The sequence below is a fragment of the Pelagibaculum spongiae genome, assembly GCF_003097315.1.
Classification (GTDB): Bacteria; Pseudomonadota; Gammaproteobacteria; order Enterobacterales; family Pelagibaculaceae; genus Pelagibaculum; species Pelagibaculum spongiae.
In genome coordinates, this window is record NZ_QDDL01000007.1 from 171,301 (window position 1) to 193,227 (window position 21,927).

Consider the following 21,927-nt stretch of genomic DNA (forward strand, 5'->3'; position numbering starts at 1 on the left):
TAGTAATGCCAGTTCAATTCTCAGAGCTGGCAGTTATGAGAGCGATTTATGCAATCCCCTGAAATTCAGGAAAACCTCACCCGACTGTTTCAAGACCATCGTGTTGTATTTTGGCAAGATCCAGATGCAGAGTATTTGGAGTCTATCGGTGACCTGGTGCCTGATGCTGTTCAACTGATCAACCTGAACACTGAACCTAAGCTGAAAGTAAAAGTGGATCTGGAGCTTGGCTCAGCTGACCAGCGATATCTGATTTATGAGCCTTATCATCAACCGGCTCTGGAAGATGACTGGCTGTTAAATATACGTCTCTATGCTGCTCCTTTTGCTGCTGATCGCAGTACACAGCTGTTGCAACAGTTGGGGTTGGAAAGCATGACATTGCGCGATCACATCAGCTTGCGAAAGAAGTTTTTTGCCAGTAAGGCTCGACTGAACGCTCTGAAAAAACGAGTTATCGCTAGCGATGAAGTGGTCATGTTGGACCGAAAAATGATGGCGGTTCTGGCAAAATGCGAAACCAATGATCTTCCTTCATTACTGATCTCTCTCTATCAAGAGCTTGCCGTTGAAGGTTCTCTGGATAGTGACAGCGTATCTATTACCGAGTTTGCTAAGTTCGGGCTAGAGCAAAGTTTCTGGCAACAGGTTGAAACTCTTTTCGGCTATAAGTCCGAGCAGCCTTCGTTAAAGAACCTATTACTGTCTATGCTGGTGACCGACCTGAATTATAGCGTCGGAGCTGTGCCAACTAGCATGCAAGCTATTCGTCTTCCAGAAACATCTGAAAGCAATGTTGTTGTTTGCCTCGGTCGCTGGCGTGACAGTGCCAGCTATTCACAAACCTATGACCAGCTCAGTGCAGAAGCTGCAGACATCCTAAAATTACAAGAACAATTGGCCAGTTTTCAGACAGATAAGCTGTTCTCTTGCAGCGGCTTTATGCTGATTGAACAGCTCATTGCCAGCCGCTTGCGGGATCAGCTGTTGGCAGAAGCAGATAGCTTGAATGAAATGGTTTATTGCAACCGGGTGAAAGAGCGCCAGAGCAGTTACTGGGCATCCAAATTGCTGTCAGACAATGATTATGTGTGCCGTAGTGCTTTTCAACAGGTTTACAAGGCTCTGGAAGTCGCAGCCCGCTTTATGGCATTGACCGTCAATGATCTGCCCAGCTTTTCTGATCCTACTGAAGGTACTGCCCTTTATCAGCAGCAATTTTTCAAGATTGATCAGTACTATCGCTTGTTTTGCGAGTCCTGTGGCTATATCAGCGAACAGGGTTGGGATTTGCTTAAGCCTCTCCTTATTGAAGTAGAAGCCCGATACAGCCAGCGTTACCTGACACCTCTCGCTTTAAGTTGGGGCAAGCTTCTGGAAGATGACTTCCTGAGTAATTGGCGAATTGAAAGCTCTTTGAACCAACAAAATTTCTTTGAAAGAAAAGTGAGTCCGATTCTCAGCAAGCCTGGTGATCGTCGTGTATTTGTTGTTATCAGCGATGCTTTCCGTTACGAAGCCGCTGAAGAATTGACGCGAGAGTTGAAGGGCAGCAACCGAGTCAGCGCTGACCTTGAGTCACTGCTGGGGGTTCTTCCCTCTTACACCAAGCTGGGTATGGCGGCATTACTCCCTCACAAATCCATTACCTATAAAGATAACCGGGTAATGGTAAACGGGAAGCCATCTGCTTCTCTTGAAGACAGAAAACAACTATTGGAAGCTGTTCGCGGTACAGCCATCAAGGCAGAGCAGTTTATGGCGATGCGCAAGGATGAAGGCCGAGAGTTTGTTCGTCCTTATCAGGTTATCTATATCTACCACAATCAGGTGGATGCCATTGGCGACAGTGCCAGCACAGAAAGTGGAACCTTTGATGCGGTGCGTAGTTCCATCAGGGACTTATCTGCAATCTGTAACAAAATTATTAACAGCTTGAACGGCTCTCAGGTATTTGTGACTGCAGATCATGGCTTCCTCTATCAGGAAAGCGCTCCGGCTGATATCAATAATCATGGTCGTACCGATGCAGCTGATCTGATTGAGAAGAAAAAGCGTTACGTGATTGGCCATAAGTTAGATCAAAACGATACCGCTTATCTTGGCAAGCTTGCCGATACCTCTGGAGCGGATACCGAGTTAAATTTCTGGTTGCCGAAAGGGATTGGGCGCTTCCATTTTATTGGTGGTGCTCGCTTTGTTCATGGCGGTGCCATGCCTCAGGAAGTGATTGTACCTTTAATCAATGTACGCCAGCTCACAGGTAAAAAAGCTAAAGTCGCCGTAAGCCGAACCACGGGGGTGACTGTGATGGGTCAGAACTTCCGAATTAGCACGCTACGCTACCGGTTCCAGCTAGTTCAAACAGAGACGGTCAGTGAACGTGTCAAACCGTTGACCATAAAGGTCGGCCTTTACGACACGACGTCCGACCCTGAGGCCATCAGTAATATCGAAATGATTCAGCTTACTAGCACATCGTCAAGCCTTGACGATAAAGTTCAAGACCTTTGGCTGACGCTTGATAACCGTACCTACGATACCCAGAGACGGTATGCGTTGGTGATTCAGAATGCTGAGACCGGCATTGAAGAAGCTAGGGTTGATGTAGCGATCAACCTGGCATTCAGTATGGATTTTGACTAATGATGAGTGATTCAAACCCAGCCGCCCAAGGTGCCAACATGGATGCTAACGTCGATGACTTGCTGATTGAGCAGTTCAGTGGCCGCATTGTTCGCAAGGATTTGACCAAGCAATTAAAAGAAGGGGCAAATGTCCCTGTTTATGTGCTTGAGTACCTACTTGGTATGTATTGTTCATCCAATGATGACGAATTGATTCGGGATGGCATGGAGAATGTGAAACGTATTCTGGCCGAGAACTATGTTCGCCCCGATGAGGCTGAAAAGATTAAATCACTGATTCGTGAGCGTGGCGCTTATAAAGTGATTGATAAAGTCAGTGTGCGGCTTAACCAGAGAAAAGATGTTTATGAAGCAACGCTATCTAACCTTGGTATTAAGGATGCGGTGGTTCCTGCAAAGCTAGTTAAAGAGAATGAAAAGCTTCTAACTGGTGGGATTTGGTGCATTGTCACGGTTCAATATTATTTTGAAGAAGGGCAGAAGATTTCACCATTTTCGGTTCTGACACTGAAGCCAATTCAGATGCCATCTATGGATTTGAATGAACTGTTTAGCGCTCGAGAGCAATTCAGCCAGGAACAGTGGATGGATGTTTTGCTCCGATCCATTGGTATGGAACCGGACAACCTGGATGGCCGAGTAAAATGGCATTTGCTCGCTCGTATGATTCCGTTTGTAGAAAACAACTATAACATCTGTGAGCTTGGCCCAAGAGGCACAGGCAAGAGTCATGTTTACAAAGAGTGCTCGCCCAACAGCTTGCTGGTTTCCGGTGGACAGACGACCGTTGCCAACCTTTTTTACAACATGAGTTCCCGCCAAGTTGGCTTAGTGGGAATGTGGGATATTGTTGCTTTCGATGAAGTGGCAGGTATTCGCTTTAAAGACCGTGACGGCGTACAGATCATGAAAGATTATATGGCGTCTGGATCGTTTGCTCGCGGCAAAGATTCTATTGAAGCAAAAGCTTCCATGGTGTTTATTGGCAATATCAACCAATCGGTTGAACAACTTGTTAAAACCAGCCACCTACTGGCCCCTTTCCCTGAAGCTATGATTGATACGGCTTTCTTTGATCGCTTTCATGCTTATATTCCCGGTTGGGAAATTCCTAAGATGCGACCGGAGTTTTTTACTAACCGCTATGGATTAATCACTGACTACCTTGCTGAGTACATGCGTGAAATGCGCAAACGCAACTTTGCAGATGCAATAGACCGTTACTTCAAGCTGGGCAATAACCTGAATCAGCGAGATACCATTGCCGTTAGACGAACTACATCAGGATTGTTGAAGCTGCTATATCCCAATGGCAACTTTGATAAAGATGCTGTTAAAGCCTGCCTGATCTACGCACTGGAATGTCGACGTCGTGTGAAGGAGCAACTGAAGAAGCTTGGTGGTATGGAATTTTATGATGTGCATTTCAGCTACATCGATAATGAATCGATGGATGAAACCTTTGTTTCGGTGCTGGAGCAAGGTGGCGGAGCACTTATTCCGGAAGGGCAATCAAAGCCTGGTTTCGTCTACACCATTGGCCGAGGAACTAGTGGTCTAAATGGTTTGTACCGTCTTGAACTTCAAGTCTCACCCGGTAGTGGCAAGTTGGCTTTGTCTGGCCTTGGTAGTGATACTTCTGCAAAAGAAACGGTGAAGATAGCCTTTGACTATTTTAAGGCGAACATCGGACGAATCAGTGCTTCTGCAAAAGTACTCAACTACGATTTCCACCTTCACTTTGTTGAACTGCAAAATACTGGTGCCTGTAAAGAGCTAGGATTGGCTAGCCTTGTTACATTCGCCTCTGGCTTGCTCAAAAAACCGGTTCAAAACCAGATGGTTGTACTCGGAAATCTTAGCTTAGGTGGCAATGTAAACCCAGTAACTGGTCTTGCAGAAAACCTGCAGGTGGCTTTTGATGCCGGAGCCAAGCGAGTCGCGTTCCCAGTCAGTAATGCTGCTGATATAGCGACCATTCCTCCAGAGTTGTTTACCAAGTTTCAGAGCAGTTTTTACGCTGACCCCGTAGACGCCGTGTTTAAAACGCTTGGTGTTGATTAAAACTCTAAAAGCCCTCCCCCTTAGTTGTTCATGCTAAGGGGCTTCGCTAATTTACCACTGTGTAACCAGCATTAGCAGCGTGTAGCTTTTAACGGGGCTAGCTGGACTAGCAGCATGTTAAAGCGGAAGCTCTGCGACCTTATGATAACTTTTCATACCTGAAGTGCTTAAGCTATTTTGCAAATATGATGCTCAATAAATGCTTTGATGAAACCTTGTCTTGCAGGATTGTTCGCTAACAATTGTAAATTATTTAGCTTGGGGCGCAGCTAGCCTAGCAATATGTCGATTGAATCGACATAAAATCGACACGTCCGAATCTGACAGTTTGCTAATTAGCTTGAGCATAAACGGAGTTTAAAAGTAGAGCTGGTCGACGAAATTAGATTTGCAGCTAGCTTTTTCCTCAATTGATTTGCTTTAAGGATCCTTATCCTTTGCCATTACACCCTGCAAAGCTGCTCTCCAATGACTGTACCAAGCCGACCATTACTCGGGGCTTATTGGAGTACTTCTATTGAATCGGGTTACGAGCTGCTGTATGCATATAAGCATTTCTATCCAAGGGTTGCATTCGCTCTGATAAGCCCACTTATGCAGGCTTGTCCCTATCTTTTTTCACCCAAAACCTTCAGAGCATCATGGGATTTGTAAATGCTAGCAATGGTCCAGCAATCAACCTTAAACTGATCTCCGAACAATGGATTAGTGCAGAAATGATATGGATCCCCACCTTTGGTGAGCATTATTTGAACTAATTCAGCTTCATTGACTTCTACAGCCAACATTAGAGGAGTATGACCATTAACCGGGCTGGTATGAACTGCATTAGGGTTTGCACCTCTCTCCAGCAATAGCTTGGAAATCTGCAGGAGTTTTTTGTAGTCGTAACGCTGCTTCTGATTCTCAATATCATTTTTTCTTAACCTGTCCATCCATTCTTGACTTGTAGGGTCTGATGCAAGCTGCTGAAGATGTTTTTTGATTTCACTATCAGTAGAACCGAACATACTGAAGGAATTTCGACGTACTGTTTCAATCAAAACCGGGTCATCTGGACGTATTTGCTGGAATGCTTCAAGGCATTGTTTCGTTGTTTTTTTAAGCATACCAATATTCTTTAAGCAGAAGTTCAGTGCAGTTTGCTCATCGGTGTCCCCGCGCAAGTCAACCTCCGCTCTCATATCAAGCACAGATTCAACAATATCAGGCATGCCTGTTTCAACGGCTTTCAGTAACGGTGAAAACCTCAATTTTATTCAATAATAGCCGAGATTTAATAGGTACAGTATCTGTCACAGAAGTTAACAAAAACGAAATTAGCTGATTGTTTAATCTGTTACCCAATAACTCAACAACCACCGGCTAAAGCCGGTGGGTTCGTCTTACGGACTGAAAGTCCGGATACGGGTCCAAGACCCGTTGCTGGCGACTAACATTCCGTTCGGAAATTATCTGCTACTTTTGGCTCGAAATGATGCTCTAAATATTCCTTTATCATTTCTTCCGTCACATCACCTGAAGTCACACAAAAATAACCCCTCCCCCAAAAATGCCGACCCCAGTATCTTTTCTTCAAATCAGGAAAACTCTCAAAAAGCTTTGTTGAGCTTCTTCCTTTGATTCGACGCATGATTTCGCTTGCAGCTATATTGGGTGGCGCAGACACAAAAAGATGGACGTGATCTTTACTAATCACACCCTTCAAAATTTCTATTTCAAAAGCTTGGCAAGTTTCTCTTATCAACTCTCTAGCTCTTAAACCTACATCACCTTTGAGTACCTAATAACGATATTTCGTTACAAATACAAAGTGATATTGAATTTTAAACGCAGTATGACTTCCGTAGCGATATTCCAAAACACTGCCCACTCAGCCCTTCAAACGAAACGCTAAATTATCATAGCTAAAGCTGACCGGCTAAAGCCGGTGGTTTTAACCTTATCATTGGAGAATAAATAAAACAGGGCAAGCCCTCTCGCCTGTGGCTCGCCTCTTACGGAGCGGGGTATTTTTAGTGCAAACCTGCTAGAAAATCGCCAACTGATTTTCTTGATGTAAATTTTCGTACTTTTTTCTTTGGTTTTTTTACATATTTGCCAATCATCTGCTCGTCACCGCACTAGCGAAATATCCATCCGACCAAAACTCTCCACTCCACAATTAGTTTTTCACTTCTGGGCATCGCTTGAATATTTCTCGTACCGTTATACTTTTCATAAGCCTTACCAGTTTCGTCACGCTGTACATGGCACCGATTGCTCTAAAAAATGCACATAATTTCCGTCTGTTCTTATCTCAAGGAATGTAACTTCATATTTCAACTCAATATCAAGGCATACGTTTCTTAATTCTTTTTAAATTCGACCATTGAACACAACCCTTTGGTATTTAGCTGTAAAAACAAGATAATATAGGAAAATAGTTACATTATGGCTCTTATGAATAAACTCGATCATGGCAAAATATTATACCAAAATCACGCCGCAAGCGGCGGAGAATTAAACCCGAAGAGATTAAACAATGGACAGTCACTTTCGTGAAGCCAATTCTCAAAAGAGCTAACTACATTTACTCCTGAATTAAATAATTTGAATGTTTTAATTTGTTTATTTTCACAAAACGAAGCAAGCACGCACCTATGATTTATAACTGTTGCTTTGAAAAAAAACCTGGAAATATTTGCTGTTGCTTTCCCACCTTTTCCTATTGCCACATATAATTTCACATTCGGAAATCGCGCCTTCCCTGAATAAAATCACAATCTCTTTGATTGAAATAGTCAAAAAACTCATAGCAAAACAATCTCTTCAGAAGTCATGTTCGCACAAACAACAGCGCCAAACAAACTATTAATGCATTACATGAAAATCAGCAAGCGTTAAAATAAAATAAAATATTAGACAGACTATGTCGGCGTAATACAAAGAGAATTATTAATTAAATATCATAACCTTAACATATCACAGGCTTTTTTTAGTCGTTCGCCCTGTATTTCGTTGGCTCGAAAATTGAAGGCTAAAAAACCAGCATCTGATCCACACATCTCTAGAAAAAACCAGCTGAAATGAAGGGTTGACTTCACATTAAAGAAACGCCAATTTAAATACCAGAAATGCAACCCAACAGTTAAGAAATGGTCGCCTGCAACAGCACTTGTGAAATCCACCTGCTTTTACATATAAGCTATATTTTCAAGCAGATTGTTTCCTCCAGATCCAGTAGAATTAATCTATTATGTTGATCGTTATTTTAAAATAAAATTTGATTTTATTAATGCCTATGATCTATCTCTTAAGTTATCTGAATTCTTAGTTAAAAATAAAAGCAGCATGCAAATGCAAACATTCCTGCACATGATAATAGTAACATTTAGTTTCAAAACATATTCGATTCACAAGAAATAACTTTACGATTAAAAAATATTGAAATAATTTATGCTGAAATTTACGCCATCAGTGCATATGTCCCATAAACATGCCACTAGTGAGTAAAAAATTAATCTTAAGACACGAATGTACATACTAGGAGTACAAGAATGAAAATAGCTCCAATTGCAAGGAATCATGTTGTTGTTAGGCAAAGAACAGCAGGCAAACATTCTACTGTGATACCTGTTCTTTACTTGGGAACAAGCGCCGGTTACCACGTAATGTGGGCTCTTGTTGATTATTTTGTCAGATATTCTGCCAACTCTGATGCCTGGAAGAGAAACGTAGCGAGAGCAGTCGGGTTGTTCTATGACTATGATAAAGCCAGAAATAGAAAAGTTCATTCGAGTAAAATTCTTCTTAGAGAGTTCGTTCAAGATTTTTGTTTTGGGACCATCGATCCTGAGTCACATTTAGACACAACAGGCCTGTACTGGGCACCGTCCGGACTGCGTGTAGCAAAACGAATCAGTGCAGCGCTTGAAAATTTTATAATTTGGCTTGAATTTGAAAAAGATCAGCACTCAGGATTACTGGATTACATTTCTAAATGCCGCGAAGGTGAGAAGATCACTCTCAGAGAACTTCATGCAGGATATAGTATCGCCAAATTTTCGATGCTAGAGCATCTGAAAGACCCAAGAAACATAGCACGAAGATTACTAAGTAAAAAAACAAGATTTGGATATCAATTCGGCGATGATCCTTCCTCCTCACTAATAGCTGGAAATGATTATAAGTGCTTTCCCACCGAACTAATATCTCCAATCCTTGAGCATGGTTTCATCAAGAATGAGTATGCATCAAACATTTTCGAACGTGAAGATATCACAGCAAAAATGATTTTTCTTTTGTTAGTGCACACAGGCCTGAGAAAAGGGGAGCCTCTGCATCTTTGGGTTAGTGACGTGATTATTCCATTCGATTCGCATTGCAGAGTTACTCTTCGGCACCCTTCCTTTGCACCAACAAAAATAGCAGGAGAACAATACGATAGGCGTACTTATCTGCTTCAAAGAAAACTAAGACCTCGTAATGACAATTACAATAATAAAAACTACAAAGTAGGCTGGAAGCAGCTCGATGTAGATCGCAAAGAGTTTAGTGCTGAAGCATTTTGGCTCCATGAGTCATCACAAGCCATATTTGCAAAGCTTTATTCTATATATTTGAATTATTATCGCGCACCTTTACTAGAAAGATACAAAAAAAACCATGGCACCGATCATCCTTTTTTATTCGTAGCCGCTGGAATAAATAGAACGACCGGTGAAAGCTTCGAAGGTGCTCCACTTTCTTTGGCTGCGCTTGAAAAAGCATATGACAAAGCTCTAGATCGAACTCAAAAAAAATTAAATATTAAAATACCTCGCGGCAGAAGCTCTAACATGAATCTTCACTGCTTAAGACATCATTATGCAAAAGCAATGATGATGTCTGGTGTTACTGACAAAGTAATTCAAAAATGTCTTCATCATAGAACAATCAATTCACAACAAGCCTACAAAACATTGTCTTCAGAAAAAATTAGAGCGATGCTAAGCGAATTCACGATAACCGCTACGCTACCAGAAAACATTAATATATAGGTGGATGATATGGGCGATGATTTTAAAATTTCTGGTCTTTTTGGATTTGATCATTCTGTCACTTCTCATACTGAAGGCAGTAAGAACATTCTCAAACTTTTTGTAAGAACACGCAAAAAAAACCACTGCACACTTGATTTAAAAAATTATTTTTCCGCAATCCCTTTCTTGGAGAATCTTATTGACAAGAATGCGATTGATATAAATAGCTATTTTTTTTACCAAAATTCTTGCGGGAAAAAGATTCCAGTGACAGAATTTTCAAGAGGCTGCCCTAGTGAAATTTTTAATGAGACATTTAATATTTTTAATCATACAAATGAATTGGACAACATAAAAACTAAAGGAGGAAGGCGGTCTGCTGACGTTAATTTAGCTTTTGCTTTGCGTGTATTACATATTATTACAGGGATTGATTCAATACGGGACTTGGCCTTAGAACAATTCGAGGCTTTCATTACACCGTTGCGGACTGAAAAAAATCGCTGGAAAGATGATATTGATTCACACAGTCAGAAAGCATTGCGACAGATTGCGAATTCTGCTGATATTATAAACGACTCTTCTTCTTTTCAAAAGGTCGTAACAGTTCAGCGCTCAGATGCATATGGCAACACAAAAGATCTGTTCAATGGCGGACTTGATTATATGTCAGAGTGGGTAAAATACTGGAAGAGTTACCTTGAGTTCAAACAACTTTACTCTACAAAAGAATATCGTCGGGCCTTTAGCAACTTTAAAGATTATTTAGTTGATCAATATCTCGGAGATGATTTCATCGGTCACCCAATGCAGTACTTTTCGTCATATCGCAATGAAAATTTTAGAGTTTGGCTGGAAAATTCTGCTAAGAAAAACAAAATCACGGCTCGAACAGTGATCTCTAGCCTTGCATACAATAATGACTTTGCTAACTGGTACATAGCCGAACATCTTTCTGGTAAAAATAGGGGGGATCTTACAACTTCTTATTCTATTATACCGCTGCATAAAATAACTGAGCTTAAAATAAAATATTTAGGAAGATCCTCATATTCCGCGCCAACTGAATCAGTTAAAGCAGCTCCGCCCCTTTGGATTGTCCAAAGACTGAAAGAGATCCTATCCGAAGATGATTTTGCTTGGCCAAGACTTAAGTCCTCTGAGTATGACCCTGGTATTTTAGATAAGGCTGGAAATAAAGTGTGGATTCCTGTTATTACCTACTTGTATCTAACAATGCTAGAAATACCCTTAAGAAAAATTCAAGTGCTAAGGCTAGATTCTGGCGAGGGAGATGAGCACACCTATGTTCCAAAAACAGATAAATGGAAAAAGAATAATCATTTCTGTGCAAATTACTGGAAAAACAATCCTGCTGTGAAAGTTGCGAACCGAGGTGTATTACGTAAGAAAAAAATCCCTGGGTCCTTAACTCCATCGTTAAGCCTTTATATTAACAGTAACAAAACTTCGGATCGGCAAGAAGGTTTCGGTGAGCACTCAGGATATGAAATACCCTGGAAAAATACAAATGTGATCCAACTATTTCACAGCCTTAGAGCTTGGCAAGAAAAATACAACCCTCAAACTGATCCTGTTCGGTATCGTGACATCCCTGACTCTATTTTCGATGGAAAACAGTCGAGTTCAGTATTAAAATCTATACCTGATCGATTTTACCTATTTAGAGCAGGAAAAAAAACCAGAGGAGGTAGCAGACTAATGCCTCCCACTAAACAGGCACTAGTTCAATTTTGGAATGACTTAATTGAAGAGCTTGAAATACGATTGCATGCGGAGGGGGTTGATGTTCAGCTTGTTTTAACCAGAAATAAGCAAAGTGGTTATGTTCAGAGTTGTTATTATACGCCGCATTGTCTTCGAGTCGCAGGCTTGACTGCTTTGGCCGAAAAGGGAGTTCCACTCGAGGTGCTGAGTAAAATAGTCGCAGGGCACAAGAGTATTCTGATGACGTTGTACTATATCAAGCATCATCCGAGCCATATAACCGAAATCCTTAATGAAGCAAGCAAGAAAGTTGAAGACTCCACACATGAAAGTTACGTAAGCTGGTTAAAAGAAGCATCTTGGGACCAGGTTGCAAAGTATTCAGTATACAATTCAGACGATGCAATCAATGCTATTAAATCTACGACTGGGACTTGTATTTCGGGACTATGGGACTCAACAAACTTTGGAGTGTGCCCATACGCAGGAACCCGATGCCACGACGGAGGAGAAATCATTAATAAAAAGGGCAAGAAGAGTAGCTATACAAGTGTCGATGACAAGAACTGCGTGGTCTGCAGACATTTTATCACCGGTTTGCCATGGTTGAACCAGTTATGGGTTCATGCTAACTCATTGATATTGAAATCAGAAAAAAAGGGAGCTGCTTTCCGAAAAGTTGAAAAAGATGTCTATAAACTAAAGTGTCAACGTATTGATTTGTTAAATCAGAATAAGACACTGCCTTCTGAATTAACTATAGAGATAAAAAAAACTGATGCTTTAATGGAAAAGGTTTCAAAAGAGTTAGATGTAACTTTGAATACCTTGCACGCTACTCATAATCTTATTGAAAAAATAAAGCATGTCCAAACTGAAAGCAATATTGATGATCATAATGAAAACCTGCCAGCACTCCTTCTAGATAGTAATAGCGATTTCAATACTGACTATATTGAAACTCCAAGCAATTTTGCTTCGTTAGATCTTGTTGTTCAAGCAAGTCGAGTATATCACCATGAAAGAAACGAAGACTTTGAGCGAGAGCGTGATCAGTTTATTGATGCAATCCTATTGCATAATAATTATCAGCCTCTCATGCTCATATCTCTTTCCGAAAAAGAAAAACAGTGCGCTGCCGATGCACTCGCAAAAGTTTTAATAACACAAGTCAATGCCGAAGATCTGAACCTTTTACGTGATGGACGAATAAGCCTTCAAGAATTGGGGGTAGACTCTTCTTTTTCAAAAGTAACTGCCCAGCTATCTTCATCGATAAAAAAAATGAAGGGGATCGGCTGCAACTAACAGCTAACTTAATACTATGAAGGAAAAAAACTACTCTACTGAGCTTGAAGTACAAAGTTTGTATGAAGGCCTGCTTCACCAAGCAACAAGGACTGATACAAGAAAGACACTCAATACAATTCATGATATTTGCAAGAAATTAGTTGCAAACAACTCAACCCCTTCAGTCCCTATTGTTGCAAAGCTTGTCGGGAACCAAGGGATAATTATCTCAGTTCGAACAATCTATAACCGACGCGGTGGAAACAACCCTTATCCACGTTTAATTGATGCTTGGGCGCGTTTTTCTGAATTTAAGAGTTCGAAAGTTTCATCGAATATTGATCTTAGCTTTCAGCTGGTTAATGATAGCGATCTTGTAAAAATATCCGATCCAGTCTTGCGCCACAAAATAATGATTATATTCGGCCAGCACAAGTCACTAATAAAAGAAAACAACGCACTTCGCGAAATACAAAAAATGCCTTTGATTTTACCCCCAGGATCAGAGCAGGAAAGGTGTCAGAACGAACAAAAAAAACCTGCTCTTGAGGCGTACGATACTGAAGTTATTGTGAAATTTTTAAAAGGAAACAATGCCAAGGGTTTATGCTTCGACCAGTATGGAGCACTGAATTCAAATAAAGCAATACCTCGACATCAGGTACTCTCTGAGCCAGGATTAAAAGAAGCAATTGAAAAGCTTATTCCGGAAAAGCTATTGCTTACAGAATGACTTAATTACATTGATCGTATATATAAATAGCTTTTCGGATGCCTAAGGAGTAATTAAAGAGCGTATTCGCCCAGAACCTATTTCAAGACTCGATCATGTTTGGATACTTCTCATCCCACTTCTCACCAAAAAGCACTAAATTAAGCAACTGTCACCAATCGATAAATCTTCTTTAAATCAGACGTAACCGCTTTGTAATCTTTGTATGGCACGAACTTCATTGAACTCCTTGTCATATGGGAGATACAACACTGAACTTGACTTGTACTAGTGTAGTGCATCAACTTCGAATATATCATAATGGCGAGAATTTCTAGTTCTTTGCTTGTTAGCCCTTTATTTTTGAGGAATACTCTAATTCAATTGCCTATTCCTGCGATCGTGAACACCTATTCTTGCGCAATATGAACACCCATTACCCTAACGCATTCCGCATATTCAAATGTCTAGCTCAAGTGTTCATTTTGAGCCAGTTTTTCACCTGCCTTTTTTCTCATCGATTCTCCCTTCAGGTTCAAGCGGTGAGCGTTGTGCATTAACCGGTCTAAAATCGCATCCGCTATCGTGCTGTCACCGATGCTGTGATACCACTCGGTGGTCGGTAATTGGCTAATAACTAACGTGCTGCTGTTTTGGTGGCGGTCATCCATAATCTCCATTAAATCGTTTCTTTGCCCGCCCTGTAACGGTTCTAACCCCCAATCATCCAATATCAATAACTGATAACGAGCGATTTGCTTGAGTACTTTGGGATAGCTGCCGTCAGCTTTGGCCTGCTCTAATTCACGCATCATTCGTCTGATTCGGTAATAACGACAGCTATGGCCTTTTTGGCAAGCGGCCTGCGCTAATGCACAAGCCAGCCAAGTTTTTCCGCTGCCGCAAGGCCCGCTGATTAACAGGTTTTGCTTTTGATCCAGCCATTGCAGTTGAACCAATTCAGCCATCTGGCTTTTATTCAAACCTCGAGAATGCTGGTAATCGATATCTTTTAAATGCGCATTCAGCCGTAATTTGGCTTGTCGCAACAACCTTGCATGACGATTGCCATTTCGCCATGAATGCTCTTGGTCCAATAACAGTAACAACCGTTCCTCAAAGGCCATTTCCTGATAGGTTGCCGGTTGCTCTTGTTGAGTAATCAAGGCATCGGCCATGCCGCTCATGCGCATTTCTCGGATTAATTCTAAAGTTCGGTTCATTTGGTGCTCCTCGGGTTGCAGCGTTCTGTTATAGGCCTTTATACCGGATTGCGTGTGTGATTCTGTGGCACTAATGGAAACTGTCAGGGCCGCGTATATTTAAATGCTGCTGCGGTAATTGGTAATCCAGTTCGTCTTGTTCTGGCAGCTGGTCACGGCAGTTTTTAAGCATCGACCGGAGGTTTTCCAAGCGATTCAAATGTTTTTTCAATGCCAGCTCACAGCTTTTATCTAATCGATGCGGTGGGTATTTTTTGCCTAAATTCAATACGCCCAGCCAAATTCGGTAGGCCTGCTCGGGATGCTGTTTTTCAGTAAACCGTTCTTGCATCCATAGCTGAACGTGCGCGCCTAGTTTTAAGGCATTCGCCAGAATCGTCTCTTGATTCCAATATTGGTGCTGGCAATGGCGCTCGGGCATATGCATCGCCAAGATGGTTGTCCCCGGCGTTAATTGCCGGGCATGGCTGGCGACCAATTGATTGTGCAAATACAGTTCAATCAGGTTTTGACCGGCGTGTAATTCCAGCTTTTCACCCACCAAATGATGCGGCACCGAATAGAAGTGTTTTTGATATTGGACGTGGTAATCCGGGTGAATTTTAACCCGCTTAACATCTCGGTATTGCCATGGGTGAAGCGGCAGTGGTTTTAATTCAGGCTGGTCTAGTTGTTTAAATAATGAGGCGCGACAGCCCGTTTGTTGCTTGAATGGCCGTTGATTGAAGTCGATTAATAAGTCGCTTATCCGCTGGTTTAATGCGGCCAAACTAAAGAATTGTTGATGGCGGAGCCTGGCCAATATCCAGCGCTGTACCATTTGTACCGCGAGCTCTGCTTTGGATTTATCTTTTGGTTTATAAGGCCGAGCAGGCAATACCGCGACCTGGTAATGGCTGGCTAACTGCTGGTAACTGACATTTTTATCTGGATCATAGCGACAGGCTTTGGTTACCGCACTTTTTAAATTATCCGGCACCAATAATTCGGGTACGCCGCCAAAGAACTCAAACATTTTAACGTGGGCATCTAACCAGTCGGGCAGGCGCTGACTCCAGCTGGCGCAAGCAAAGGTATAGCCTGACGCCCCGAGCACCGCAACAAAGATTTGTGCCTGCTTAATTTCACCGGTTCTGCCATGAATGATCGGCATGGTCTGGCCAGAGTAATCAATAAAACACTTTTCACCGGCTTTATGAATTTGCCGCATGGAGCGCTTTTGAGTGGCGAGCCATTTTTTATAATGCACGCAATATTGAGCGTAACAATAACTACGGTTTGGGTACTTCGCATGGTACTCCTCCCACAACAGTTGGCGTGTCATGCCTTTACGCTTGAGCTCATGGTGGACTTCAGGCCAGTCAGGCTGTTCTAGTCGCTTTGAGATGGCGGTGTCAGCTTCTGGATAGAAGCAACGAGCGAGTGCCTGATCATCGCTTAATGTTTCAGGTAATGGCCAGCAGAGCGACTGCTGTTGCGCCGTAGCAAGCAATCCTTGAATGGTTCCAACACTGGCTCGGGTGCAGTGTGAAATTTTACGGATAGACAGCTTGCTTTCAAATCTGAGACGAAGGATTTCCCGTAGATATCGCATTTTAATTCTCGACCTTGACATGGCTTTCTCCTGAGTTGGCAGGGAAAGCGTAGCGTTGGGTTAAATATCAATGCATTAGGGTTGTTCTGGCAATTTGAACACTGATTCTGGAAATGAGCCAAAAAGTGTTCAAATAAAAACAGAATGGGTGTTCATTTTGAAACAGAATAGGTGTTCAAATAAAAACAGAATGACTGTTCAGATTGAGGCAGAATATGCACATTAGAAGTTATTCTTGAAAATGAACACTGCTTCTTGCGATCATGCAAAAGTGTTCACCTTGAGAAAAGAATGGAGGTTCATCTTGGACAAGAATATGCAATTCAATCATTCGCTCTAGGTATCTCAATGATTAATGATACCCCCCCCTTCTTTGAAGGAACTAGATTAGAACACCAATCATCTCCCCCGTTAATCAAACCTTGCTAATCATAAATCATCAACTCTTCAGCAAATAGATAGTGAATCATGGGGTTTATCTCTAGAAATAAAATCAGTAATATCCATAGAGTACGACGGACTAGCGTGAAAAAGAGCAATGCTGGTGTGTACTCACGCTCATAGGGATAGACTGTCAATTAGGCTCTTAGAGTGTACCACCCCCCCCTTTTTCTCTAAATAAAAAGTATCGTGAAAAATAGTCGTCTACGATAAAATACCCTTGAAAAACAAACTAAATACTTAAATATGGGAGAAGGGGGGGGATTGGTACTCAAATAAATATTCAAATAAAATATAACACTGACCCTAGTCGAAAAAATGGTAAATGTTCGCTAGGGGTAATACAACATCACCTTAAAAGAAGACTTCTCAGTGTCCCCCTTAAAAGCAAGCAAAAAAAGAAGCATGTAGTAACAAGTAGTAACCTAAGTTAGGGGGTTAATCGAACGATCGCCTCCTAAGCGATAGATACAGGTTCGATCCCTGTCGGGAGTGCCAGATATAAAAAAAGCGCCGTTTACGGCGCTTTTTTTATATCTGTGACCCGTTCTAGTGGCTTTTAAACACTTTAATGCCGCCATCCTGATCAACTGCATAAACATTAAAACCTTCAATGGTTTCGCCAGGCTTAGCCATTCCAGGTGATTGCGCTGGCATACCCGGCACCGCAAGCCCCTTCACGCCATCAAGCTTCAATACCCGTTTGATATCTGCCGCAGGCACATGCCCTTCTATAAACTTGCCATTGATAAATGCGGTATGACAAGAAGCTAATCGGCTATCTAACCCGGCTTTCTTTTTGAATGGGTGAACGCTTTGAACATTATGCTCTTTAACTTCAAAACCATTTTGTTTCAAGTGACTGACCCAGCCACTACAGCAGCCTCAAGTGGGTGATTTGTAAACATCGATCACCGGTGCCGCCATCACAGAAAACGAAGTAAACAACAGTGCAATTGAAAACAGGATTCGAGACATGACCACTCCAAAACAAGATTTAAAATTGTATTGCAGACAAAAATAAACCCTGCCACTAGGACAGGGTCAAGGATTAATTAAATATCTGGCAAGCTTTTGCTATAGCTGAAACTTCTCGGTTTTCAGTTGCAAATTATCAGTTCTTAGCAAAATCGCTACTAGCCCAGAATGCTGTTAAGGAAAATCGCGAATACCGCTGCCGGTGAAACTATCCGTACCAGCCACAACCATCCATTAAATTGCGTATCACTCATATGACTGAGCTCTTGTCTGATAACTTCCCGCTTCATCACCCAGCCAGCAAACAGTGCGATCGCCATACCACCACCCGGCAACAAGATGTTGGCAGTCAACTTATCCAACGCATCGAGGATGTTATTGCCAAAGATCATCACATCAGACCAGATGTTGAATGAGAACACCGTCGCCATACCCAGCAACCATACTGCGAAACAGAAGATGAAGGTGGCAACCGGACGACTTACATCAAAGCGTTCAATCATCCAGGATACTGCAGGTTCTACCAGTGAAATGGTTGAGCTCAGCGCCGCCATTGCAACCAGCAAGAAGAACAAGAAGCCAAAAATTTCACCACCTGCAATCTGACCAAATGCTGCAGGCAGAGAAATAAACATCAAGCCCGGACCTGCAGATGGCTCCATGCCATTGGCAAACACGATTGGGAACAATGCCATACCTGCAACCAGTGCAACTAAGGTATCCAGAATCGCTACGGTGACCACCGTACTGCCAATATTGGCATCTTCAGGCATGTAAGCACCGTAAGCCATGATGGCACCCATACCCAGACTCAGGGTAAAGAATGCGTGGCCCATGCCAGCCAGAATTGCTTCGCTGGTGATCTTGTCGAAATCAACAGTGAACAGGAACTTCAAACCTTCAAGAAAGTAGCCAGTAGTGAAGGCACTGTATGCCAACAAAGCCAACAACAAAATAAACAAGGCAGGCATAAGGAAACGAACGCTCTTCTCTAGGCCGTCGTGAATACCTTTAGCAATGATATAACCGGTAACTACCATGATGCCGGTGTGGAAAATAGTCAGCTTTTTCCAGTCACCAATCAGCGCACCGAAATGCTCACCCGCTGCCTCGCCTTGCAAGCTAGGGAACACGCCAGTAGCAGCGTCGATAGTGTAAGACAGAGACCAGCCTGCGATAACGCTGTAGAAAGACAGGATTAAAAAGCCGGTTAAAACACCAACAACACCAATCAAACCCCATGCTCGAGATGCTTTATTTTCTTTTGCCAAACGTAACATGCTGACAATTGGGCTATGTCGCCCATGACGACCTAGAGTAGTTTCCGCGACCATAATCGGTATGCCAACTAGCGCAATACAGATTAGATAAGTCAGTACGAATGCACCGCCGCCATTAGCGCCAGTCATGTATGGGAATTTCCAGATATTACCCAAACCTACAGCAGAACCTGTTGCAGCCAGGATAAAGGTCCAACGCGTTGCCCAGGTCTTGGCAACCACTTGGTTTGCACTACTCATTCAACCACCACTATTACTATTGTTATATATCCCGATAACCATATGGAATTAATTTTCCATATAAGTTGCCGCTTTAGTTATCTCGATACTCTGTGCATTTGCACATTTGTTCCAGTATTGCCGGATGAGCTGTAGCTTTTCGAGTCTGTGCAGTCAGTCACAGAATTGCAAAACAAAAAAAGCCAGACCGAAGCCTGGCTTTTAAAGGTTTGTTTTTAATTAAAACAATTAAGAAATACTATTCAAAAAAACGATAAATACAGCTAATGGCGAAATAATTCTAATCAGCCAACGCCACAGGGTAAACCCGCCATGGCTGAGCGACAGCTCTTTTTCCATGATTTCTTTTTTCATTACCCAACCCGCAAAAATTGCAATTGCCATTCCTCCGAGCGGTAACAAAATATTCGCCGTTACATAATCCAACCAATCGAAAATTGTTTTTCCAAAAGGTTTAATCTCTGACCAAATGTTGAATGAAAATACACTGGCTAAGCCCAACAACCACACCAAAGCGCAAACGATGATAGTTGCCATAGCGCGATTGACCGGGAAGCGTTCAATAATCCAGGCAACGGCAGGCTCGACCAAAGAAATAGCAGAACTTAATGCTGCAATAGCAACTAATGCAAAAAATAGTGTTCCAAAAATACTGCCGCCGGCCATTTGACCAAATGCAGCCGGTAAAGAAATAAACATTAACCCTGGGCCGGATGCTGGCTCCATTCCATTGGCAAAAACAATCGGAAATAATGCCATGCCTGCAACCAATGCAATAAAGGTATCAAAAAACGCTACCGTGACAATGGTGCTACCTATTTTGGCATCTTTGGGCATATAAGCACCGTATGCCATGATAGCACCCATGCTCAGGCTCAAGGTAAAGAATGCATGGCCCATGCCGGCTAAAATGGCTTCACTAGTGATTTTGCTGAAATCTGGCACAAACAAAAACTTAATGCCTTCCATGAAATAACCCGTAGTAAATGCGCTGTAACCCAACAACAGCATTAACAAAACAAATAATGCTGGCATTAGGAACCGAACACTTTTTTCCAAGCCTTCATGAATACCACGGGCAATAATAAAAGCAGAAAATCCCATAATAATGGTGTGATATAAAATCAATTTTCCTGGGCTAGCAATTAATGCGCTAAAGTGCTCGCCCGCCGCATCGCCTTGCAGGCTAGGGAAAACACCTGAAACACCGTCAACCATGTATGAAAGTGACCAACCGGCAATAACGCTATAAAAAGACAGAATTAAAAATCCGCTTAAAACGCCAACAATACCAATAATGCCCCAGTTTTTAGATGCGCCATTTTCTTTGGCCAATTCAAACATCGTCTGAATTGGGTTATGACGACCATGACGGCCTAATGCAGTTTCTGCCATCATAATCGGAATACCGACTAGGGCGATACAAATCAGATAGGTGATTACAAACGCACCACCACCATTCACTCCGGTCATATAAGGAAACTTCCAAATATTACCCAAGCCTACTGCGGAACCTGTCGCAGCTAAAATAAACGTCCATCGAGTAGCCCACACTTTGGGGTTACTATTTGCCTGACTCATAACACACCCTTTTCTAACGCTTCACTCACTTTCTGGCCATCGATTAAAGTTTTATAGATTACGATAACCATAAAGAATACAACTTCCGCTCAAACTTAGTTTCAGGTTATACAGCCTGCTGGCGGCAACCATGCCCCAGATCAGCTATTGGCATAATTAACCATAAACTTTGAATGGATATAGCCAGTGCAGATTGAATGGCTGCTTATTGATGAATCGAATATGAATAGCTGGTGGATGACTTGAGAAGTCTGGCCAGACAAGTTTTCGAGCACAATTTTATGCACCGAAACACTTGGTGGCCAGTTTTGAGCCTTGGAAAGGTTACTATGCGGCAAAGCCATCAGACTTTATAAGCTTGTAATAACCAGTAATTGAACGGAGCAAGCGCGCCACTAGCGCTGGTGAATTTCACCATTACTTTTGTAAGAACGGTTAAGCGGCTGCCAATACAAAGTACCCAAGAGCCAGTCAAATATTGGCAGGGTAATATTAAAATTTGCATGACCCATTTTATCCCTACGATGATGCAATACATGGGTATGGCGCATTTGTTTCCAGCCCGGCACCATTAAAAATATTTTTTGCACCCAATGCCCCTGCGGTATGTGATAGCTAAAATGCATTACCTCATAAAACAAATAGCCACTAATTCCAGCAGCCGCGTAAATAAAACCAACATTACTCGAAAATAGATAATCCAACAATAAAAAACCGGGAATTACCAAGCCAACCAGAAAAGCAATAATTAAATAGCCTGGAAATAATACGACCCGCCAATCAGCTACTGATTGATAATCCATTGCGCTTTCCAGAAAGAAACTATGATGATCACCTGTATGCCGCTGATAAAACATCTTACCGATAGATGTTTTGCGATGCCCTAACCAGCGGTGGGCACAGTATTCAGCAAAATTCACCCCGAGCATGGTTAGCGGGAATGCCAACCACTGCATCCAGCTGCTATCTAATACTTGAGATAAGGCATAAACAATCACTGCTATACCCACCACTGAGACAAACCCCATATGCAGCCAACCGCTATAGCGCTGGCTAATTTGAGTTCGATATTTACTGCGAAAGGCTTGCATTGCTTCAGCTGACATCTGTGCCATAACGGGCGCTCTCTGATCAATAATTCACCG

13 protein-coding genes, 1 tRNA gene and 2 pseudogenes are annotated in these 21,927 nt (G+C 42.2%); 6 read left to right on the top strand and 10 right to left on the bottom strand.

What is annotated here, in order from left to right; genetic code table 11:
* The first annotated feature begins 48 nt into the window (after positions 1 to 48).
* Entirely contained in the window at positions 49 to 2,646 is a 2,598-nt protein-coding gene (gene pglZ, locus DC094_RS16075; RefSeq protein ID WP_116688147.1) for a BREX-1 system phosphatase PglZ type A, read from the top strand.
* Positions 2,646 to 4,712, top strand: coding sequence for a protease Lon-related BREX system protein BrxL (gene brxL, locus DC094_RS16080; protein WP_116688148.1), 2,067 nt, complete (start codon positions 2,646 to 2,648; stop codon positions 4,710 to 4,712). The genes pglZ and brxL overlap by 1 nt, the downstream gene beginning before the upstream one ends.
* Before the next feature lie 608 nt (positions 4,713 to 5,320).
* On the opposite strand, the gene DC094_RS16085 is transcribed toward brxL, so the two are convergent.
* The 3 genes and pseudogenes from DC094_RS16085 to tnpA (DC094_RS22280) all read right to left on the bottom strand — a co-directional run bounded on the left by DC094_RS16085 (position 5,321) and on the right by tnpA (DC094_RS22280) (position 7,172).
* Positions 5,321 to 5,926 (bottom strand): ankyrin repeat domain-containing protein, encoded by a 606-nt coding sequence (locus DC094_RS16085; RefSeq protein WP_116688149.1) that lies wholly within the window; start codon positions 5,924 to 5,926, stop codon positions 5,321 to 5,323.
* A 218-nt stretch (positions 5,927 to 6,144) separates the two neighbouring features.
* Positions 6,145 to 6,573, bottom strand: a pseudogene (gene tnpA, locus DC094_RS16090) (IS200/IS605 family transposase).
* Positions 6,574 to 6,741: 168 nt separating this feature from the next.
* Positions 6,742 to 7,172: pseudogene (tnpA, locus tag DC094_RS22280) on the bottom strand (IS200/IS605 family transposase).
* 1,079 nt (positions 7,173 to 8,251) lie between these two features.
* Between tnpA (DC094_RS22280) and DC094_RS16100 the strand changes: the two are divergent.
* From DC094_RS16100 to gmtX, 3 genes are read left to right on the top strand one after another with little or no spacing between them, the layout of a single operon-like run.
* The gene (locus tag DC094_RS16100) at positions 8,252 to 9,733 is read left to right on the top strand and encodes a site-specific integrase (RefSeq protein ID WP_116688150.1); all 1,482 of its coding nucleotides are present in this window, start codon (positions 8,252 to 8,254) and stop codon (positions 9,731 to 9,733) included.
* A 9-nt stretch (positions 9,734 to 9,742) separates the two neighbouring features.
* Positions 9,743 to 12,751: a VPA1269 family protein gene (locus DC094_RS16105; RefSeq protein WP_116688151.1), complete on the top strand. Its 3,009-nt coding sequence runs from the start codon at positions 9,743 to 9,745 to the stop codon at positions 12,749 to 12,751.
* Positions 12,752 to 12,767: 16 nt separating this feature from the next.
* Positions 12,768 to 13,466: a gamma-mobile-trio protein GmtX gene (gmtX, locus tag DC094_RS16110; RefSeq protein WP_116688152.1), complete on the top strand. Its 699-nt coding sequence runs from the start codon at positions 12,768 to 12,770 to the stop codon at positions 13,464 to 13,466.
* Between the two features lie 140 nt (positions 13,467 to 13,606).
* On the opposite strand, the gene DC094_RS22160 is transcribed toward gmtX, so the two are convergent.
* The 3 genes from DC094_RS22160 to istA form a co-directional block, all read right to left on the bottom strand.
* Positions 13,607 to 13,765 (bottom strand): transposase, encoded by a 159-nt coding sequence (locus tag DC094_RS22160; protein ID WP_116688153.1) that lies wholly within the window; start codon positions 13,763 to 13,765, stop codon positions 13,607 to 13,609.
* Between the two features lie 147 nt (positions 13,766 to 13,912).
* Positions 13,913 to 14,668, bottom strand: coding sequence for an IS21-like element helper ATPase IstB (gene istB / locus DC094_RS16120; RefSeq protein WP_206605680.1), 756 nt, complete (start codon positions 14,666 to 14,668; stop codon positions 13,913 to 13,915).
* Positions 14,669 to 14,738: 70 nt separating this feature from the next.
* A complete protein-coding gene (istA, locus tag DC094_RS16125) occupies positions 14,739 to 16,283 on the bottom strand; it encodes an IS21 family transposase (protein WP_116688154.1) in 1,545 nt (514 codons plus the stop codon).
* Positions 16,284 to 17,120: 837 nt separating this feature from the next.
* Between istA and DC094_RS16130 the strand changes: the two genes are divergently transcribed.
* Positions 17,121 to 17,201, top strand: a tRNA-Arg gene (locus DC094_RS16130).
* A gap of 51 nt (positions 17,202 to 17,252) precedes the next feature.
* On the opposite strand, the gene DC094_RS16135 is transcribed toward DC094_RS16130, so the two are convergent.
* From DC094_RS16135 to DC094_RS16155, 4 genes are all read right to left on the bottom strand, one after another.
* On the bottom strand, positions 17,253 to 17,561 hold the full coding sequence (locus DC094_RS16135) for a DUF411 domain-containing protein (RefSeq protein ID WP_206605681.1): 309 nt from the start codon (positions 17,559 to 17,561) through the stop codon (positions 17,253 to 17,255).
* Between the two features lie 278 nt (positions 17,562 to 17,839).
* Positions 17,840 to 19,201 carry a sodium-dependent transporter gene (locus DC094_RS16140; protein ID WP_116688155.1) on the bottom strand — a complete coding sequence of 454 codons (1,362 nt, stop codon included), beginning with the start codon at positions 19,199 to 19,201 and terminating at the stop codon, positions 17,840 to 17,842.
* Between the two features lie 228 nt (positions 19,202 to 19,429).
* Entirely contained in the window at positions 19,430 to 20,782 is a 1,353-nt protein-coding gene (locus DC094_RS16145; RefSeq protein ID WP_116688156.1) for a sodium-dependent transporter, read from the bottom strand.
* Between the two features lie 395 nt (positions 20,783 to 21,177).
* Positions 21,178 to 21,897, bottom strand: a complete 720-nt coding sequence (locus DC094_RS16155; RefSeq protein ID WP_116688158.1) for a sterol desaturase family protein — start codon at positions 21,895 to 21,897, stop codon at positions 21,178 to 21,180.
* Positions 21,898 to 21,927 lie beyond the last annotated feature (30 nt).

What these genes read in the sequence shown, in the direction of transcription:
- DC094_RS16100 (WP_116688150.1), top strand. Translation starts at nt 8,252, where the DNA reads ATGAAAATAGCTCCAATTGCAAGGAATCATGTTGTTGTTAGGCAAAGA.
- DC094_RS16155 (WP_116688158.1), bottom strand. Translation starts at nt 21,897, where the DNA reads ATGGCACAGATGTCAGCTGAAGCAATGCAAGCCTTTCGCAGTAAATAT.
- DC094_RS16105 (WP_116688151.1), top strand. Translation starts at nt 9,743, where the DNA reads ATGGGCGATGATTTTAAAATTTCTGGTCTTTTTGGATTTGATCATTCT.
- DC094_RS16145 (WP_116688156.1), bottom strand. Translation starts at nt 20,782, where the DNA reads ATGAGTCAGGCAAATAGTAACCCCAAAGTGTGGGCTACTCGATGGACG.
- istA (WP_116688154.1), bottom strand. Translation starts at nt 16,283, where the DNA reads ATGTCAAGGTCGAGAATTAAAATGCGATATCTACGGGAAATCCTTCGT.
- gmtX (WP_116688152.1), top strand. Translation starts at nt 12,768, where the DNA reads ATGAAGGAAAAAAACTACTCTACTGAGCTTGAAGTACAAAGTTTGTAT.
- DC094_RS22160 (WP_116688153.1), bottom strand. Translation starts at nt 13,765, where the DNA reads ATGATATATTCGAAGTTGATGCACTACACTAGTACAAGTCAAGTTCAG.
- DC094_RS16085 (WP_116688149.1), bottom strand. Translation starts at nt 5,926, where the DNA reads ATGCCTGATATTGTTGAATCTGTGCTTGATATGAGAGCGGAGGTTGAC.
- pglZ (WP_116688147.1), top strand. Translation starts at nt 49, where the DNA reads ATGCAATCCCCTGAAATTCAGGAAAACCTCACCCGACTGTTTCAAGAC.
- istB (WP_206605680.1), bottom strand. Translation starts at nt 14,668, where the DNA reads ATGAACCGAACTTTAGAATTAATCCGAGAAATGCGCATGAGCGGCATG.
- brxL (WP_116688148.1), top strand. Translation starts at nt 2,646, where the DNA reads ATGATGAGTGATTCAAACCCAGCCGCCCAAGGTGCCAACATGGATGCT.
- DC094_RS16140 (WP_116688155.1), bottom strand. Translation starts at nt 19,201, where the DNA reads ATGAGTAGTGCAAACCAAGTGGTTGCCAAGACCTGGGCAACGCGTTGG.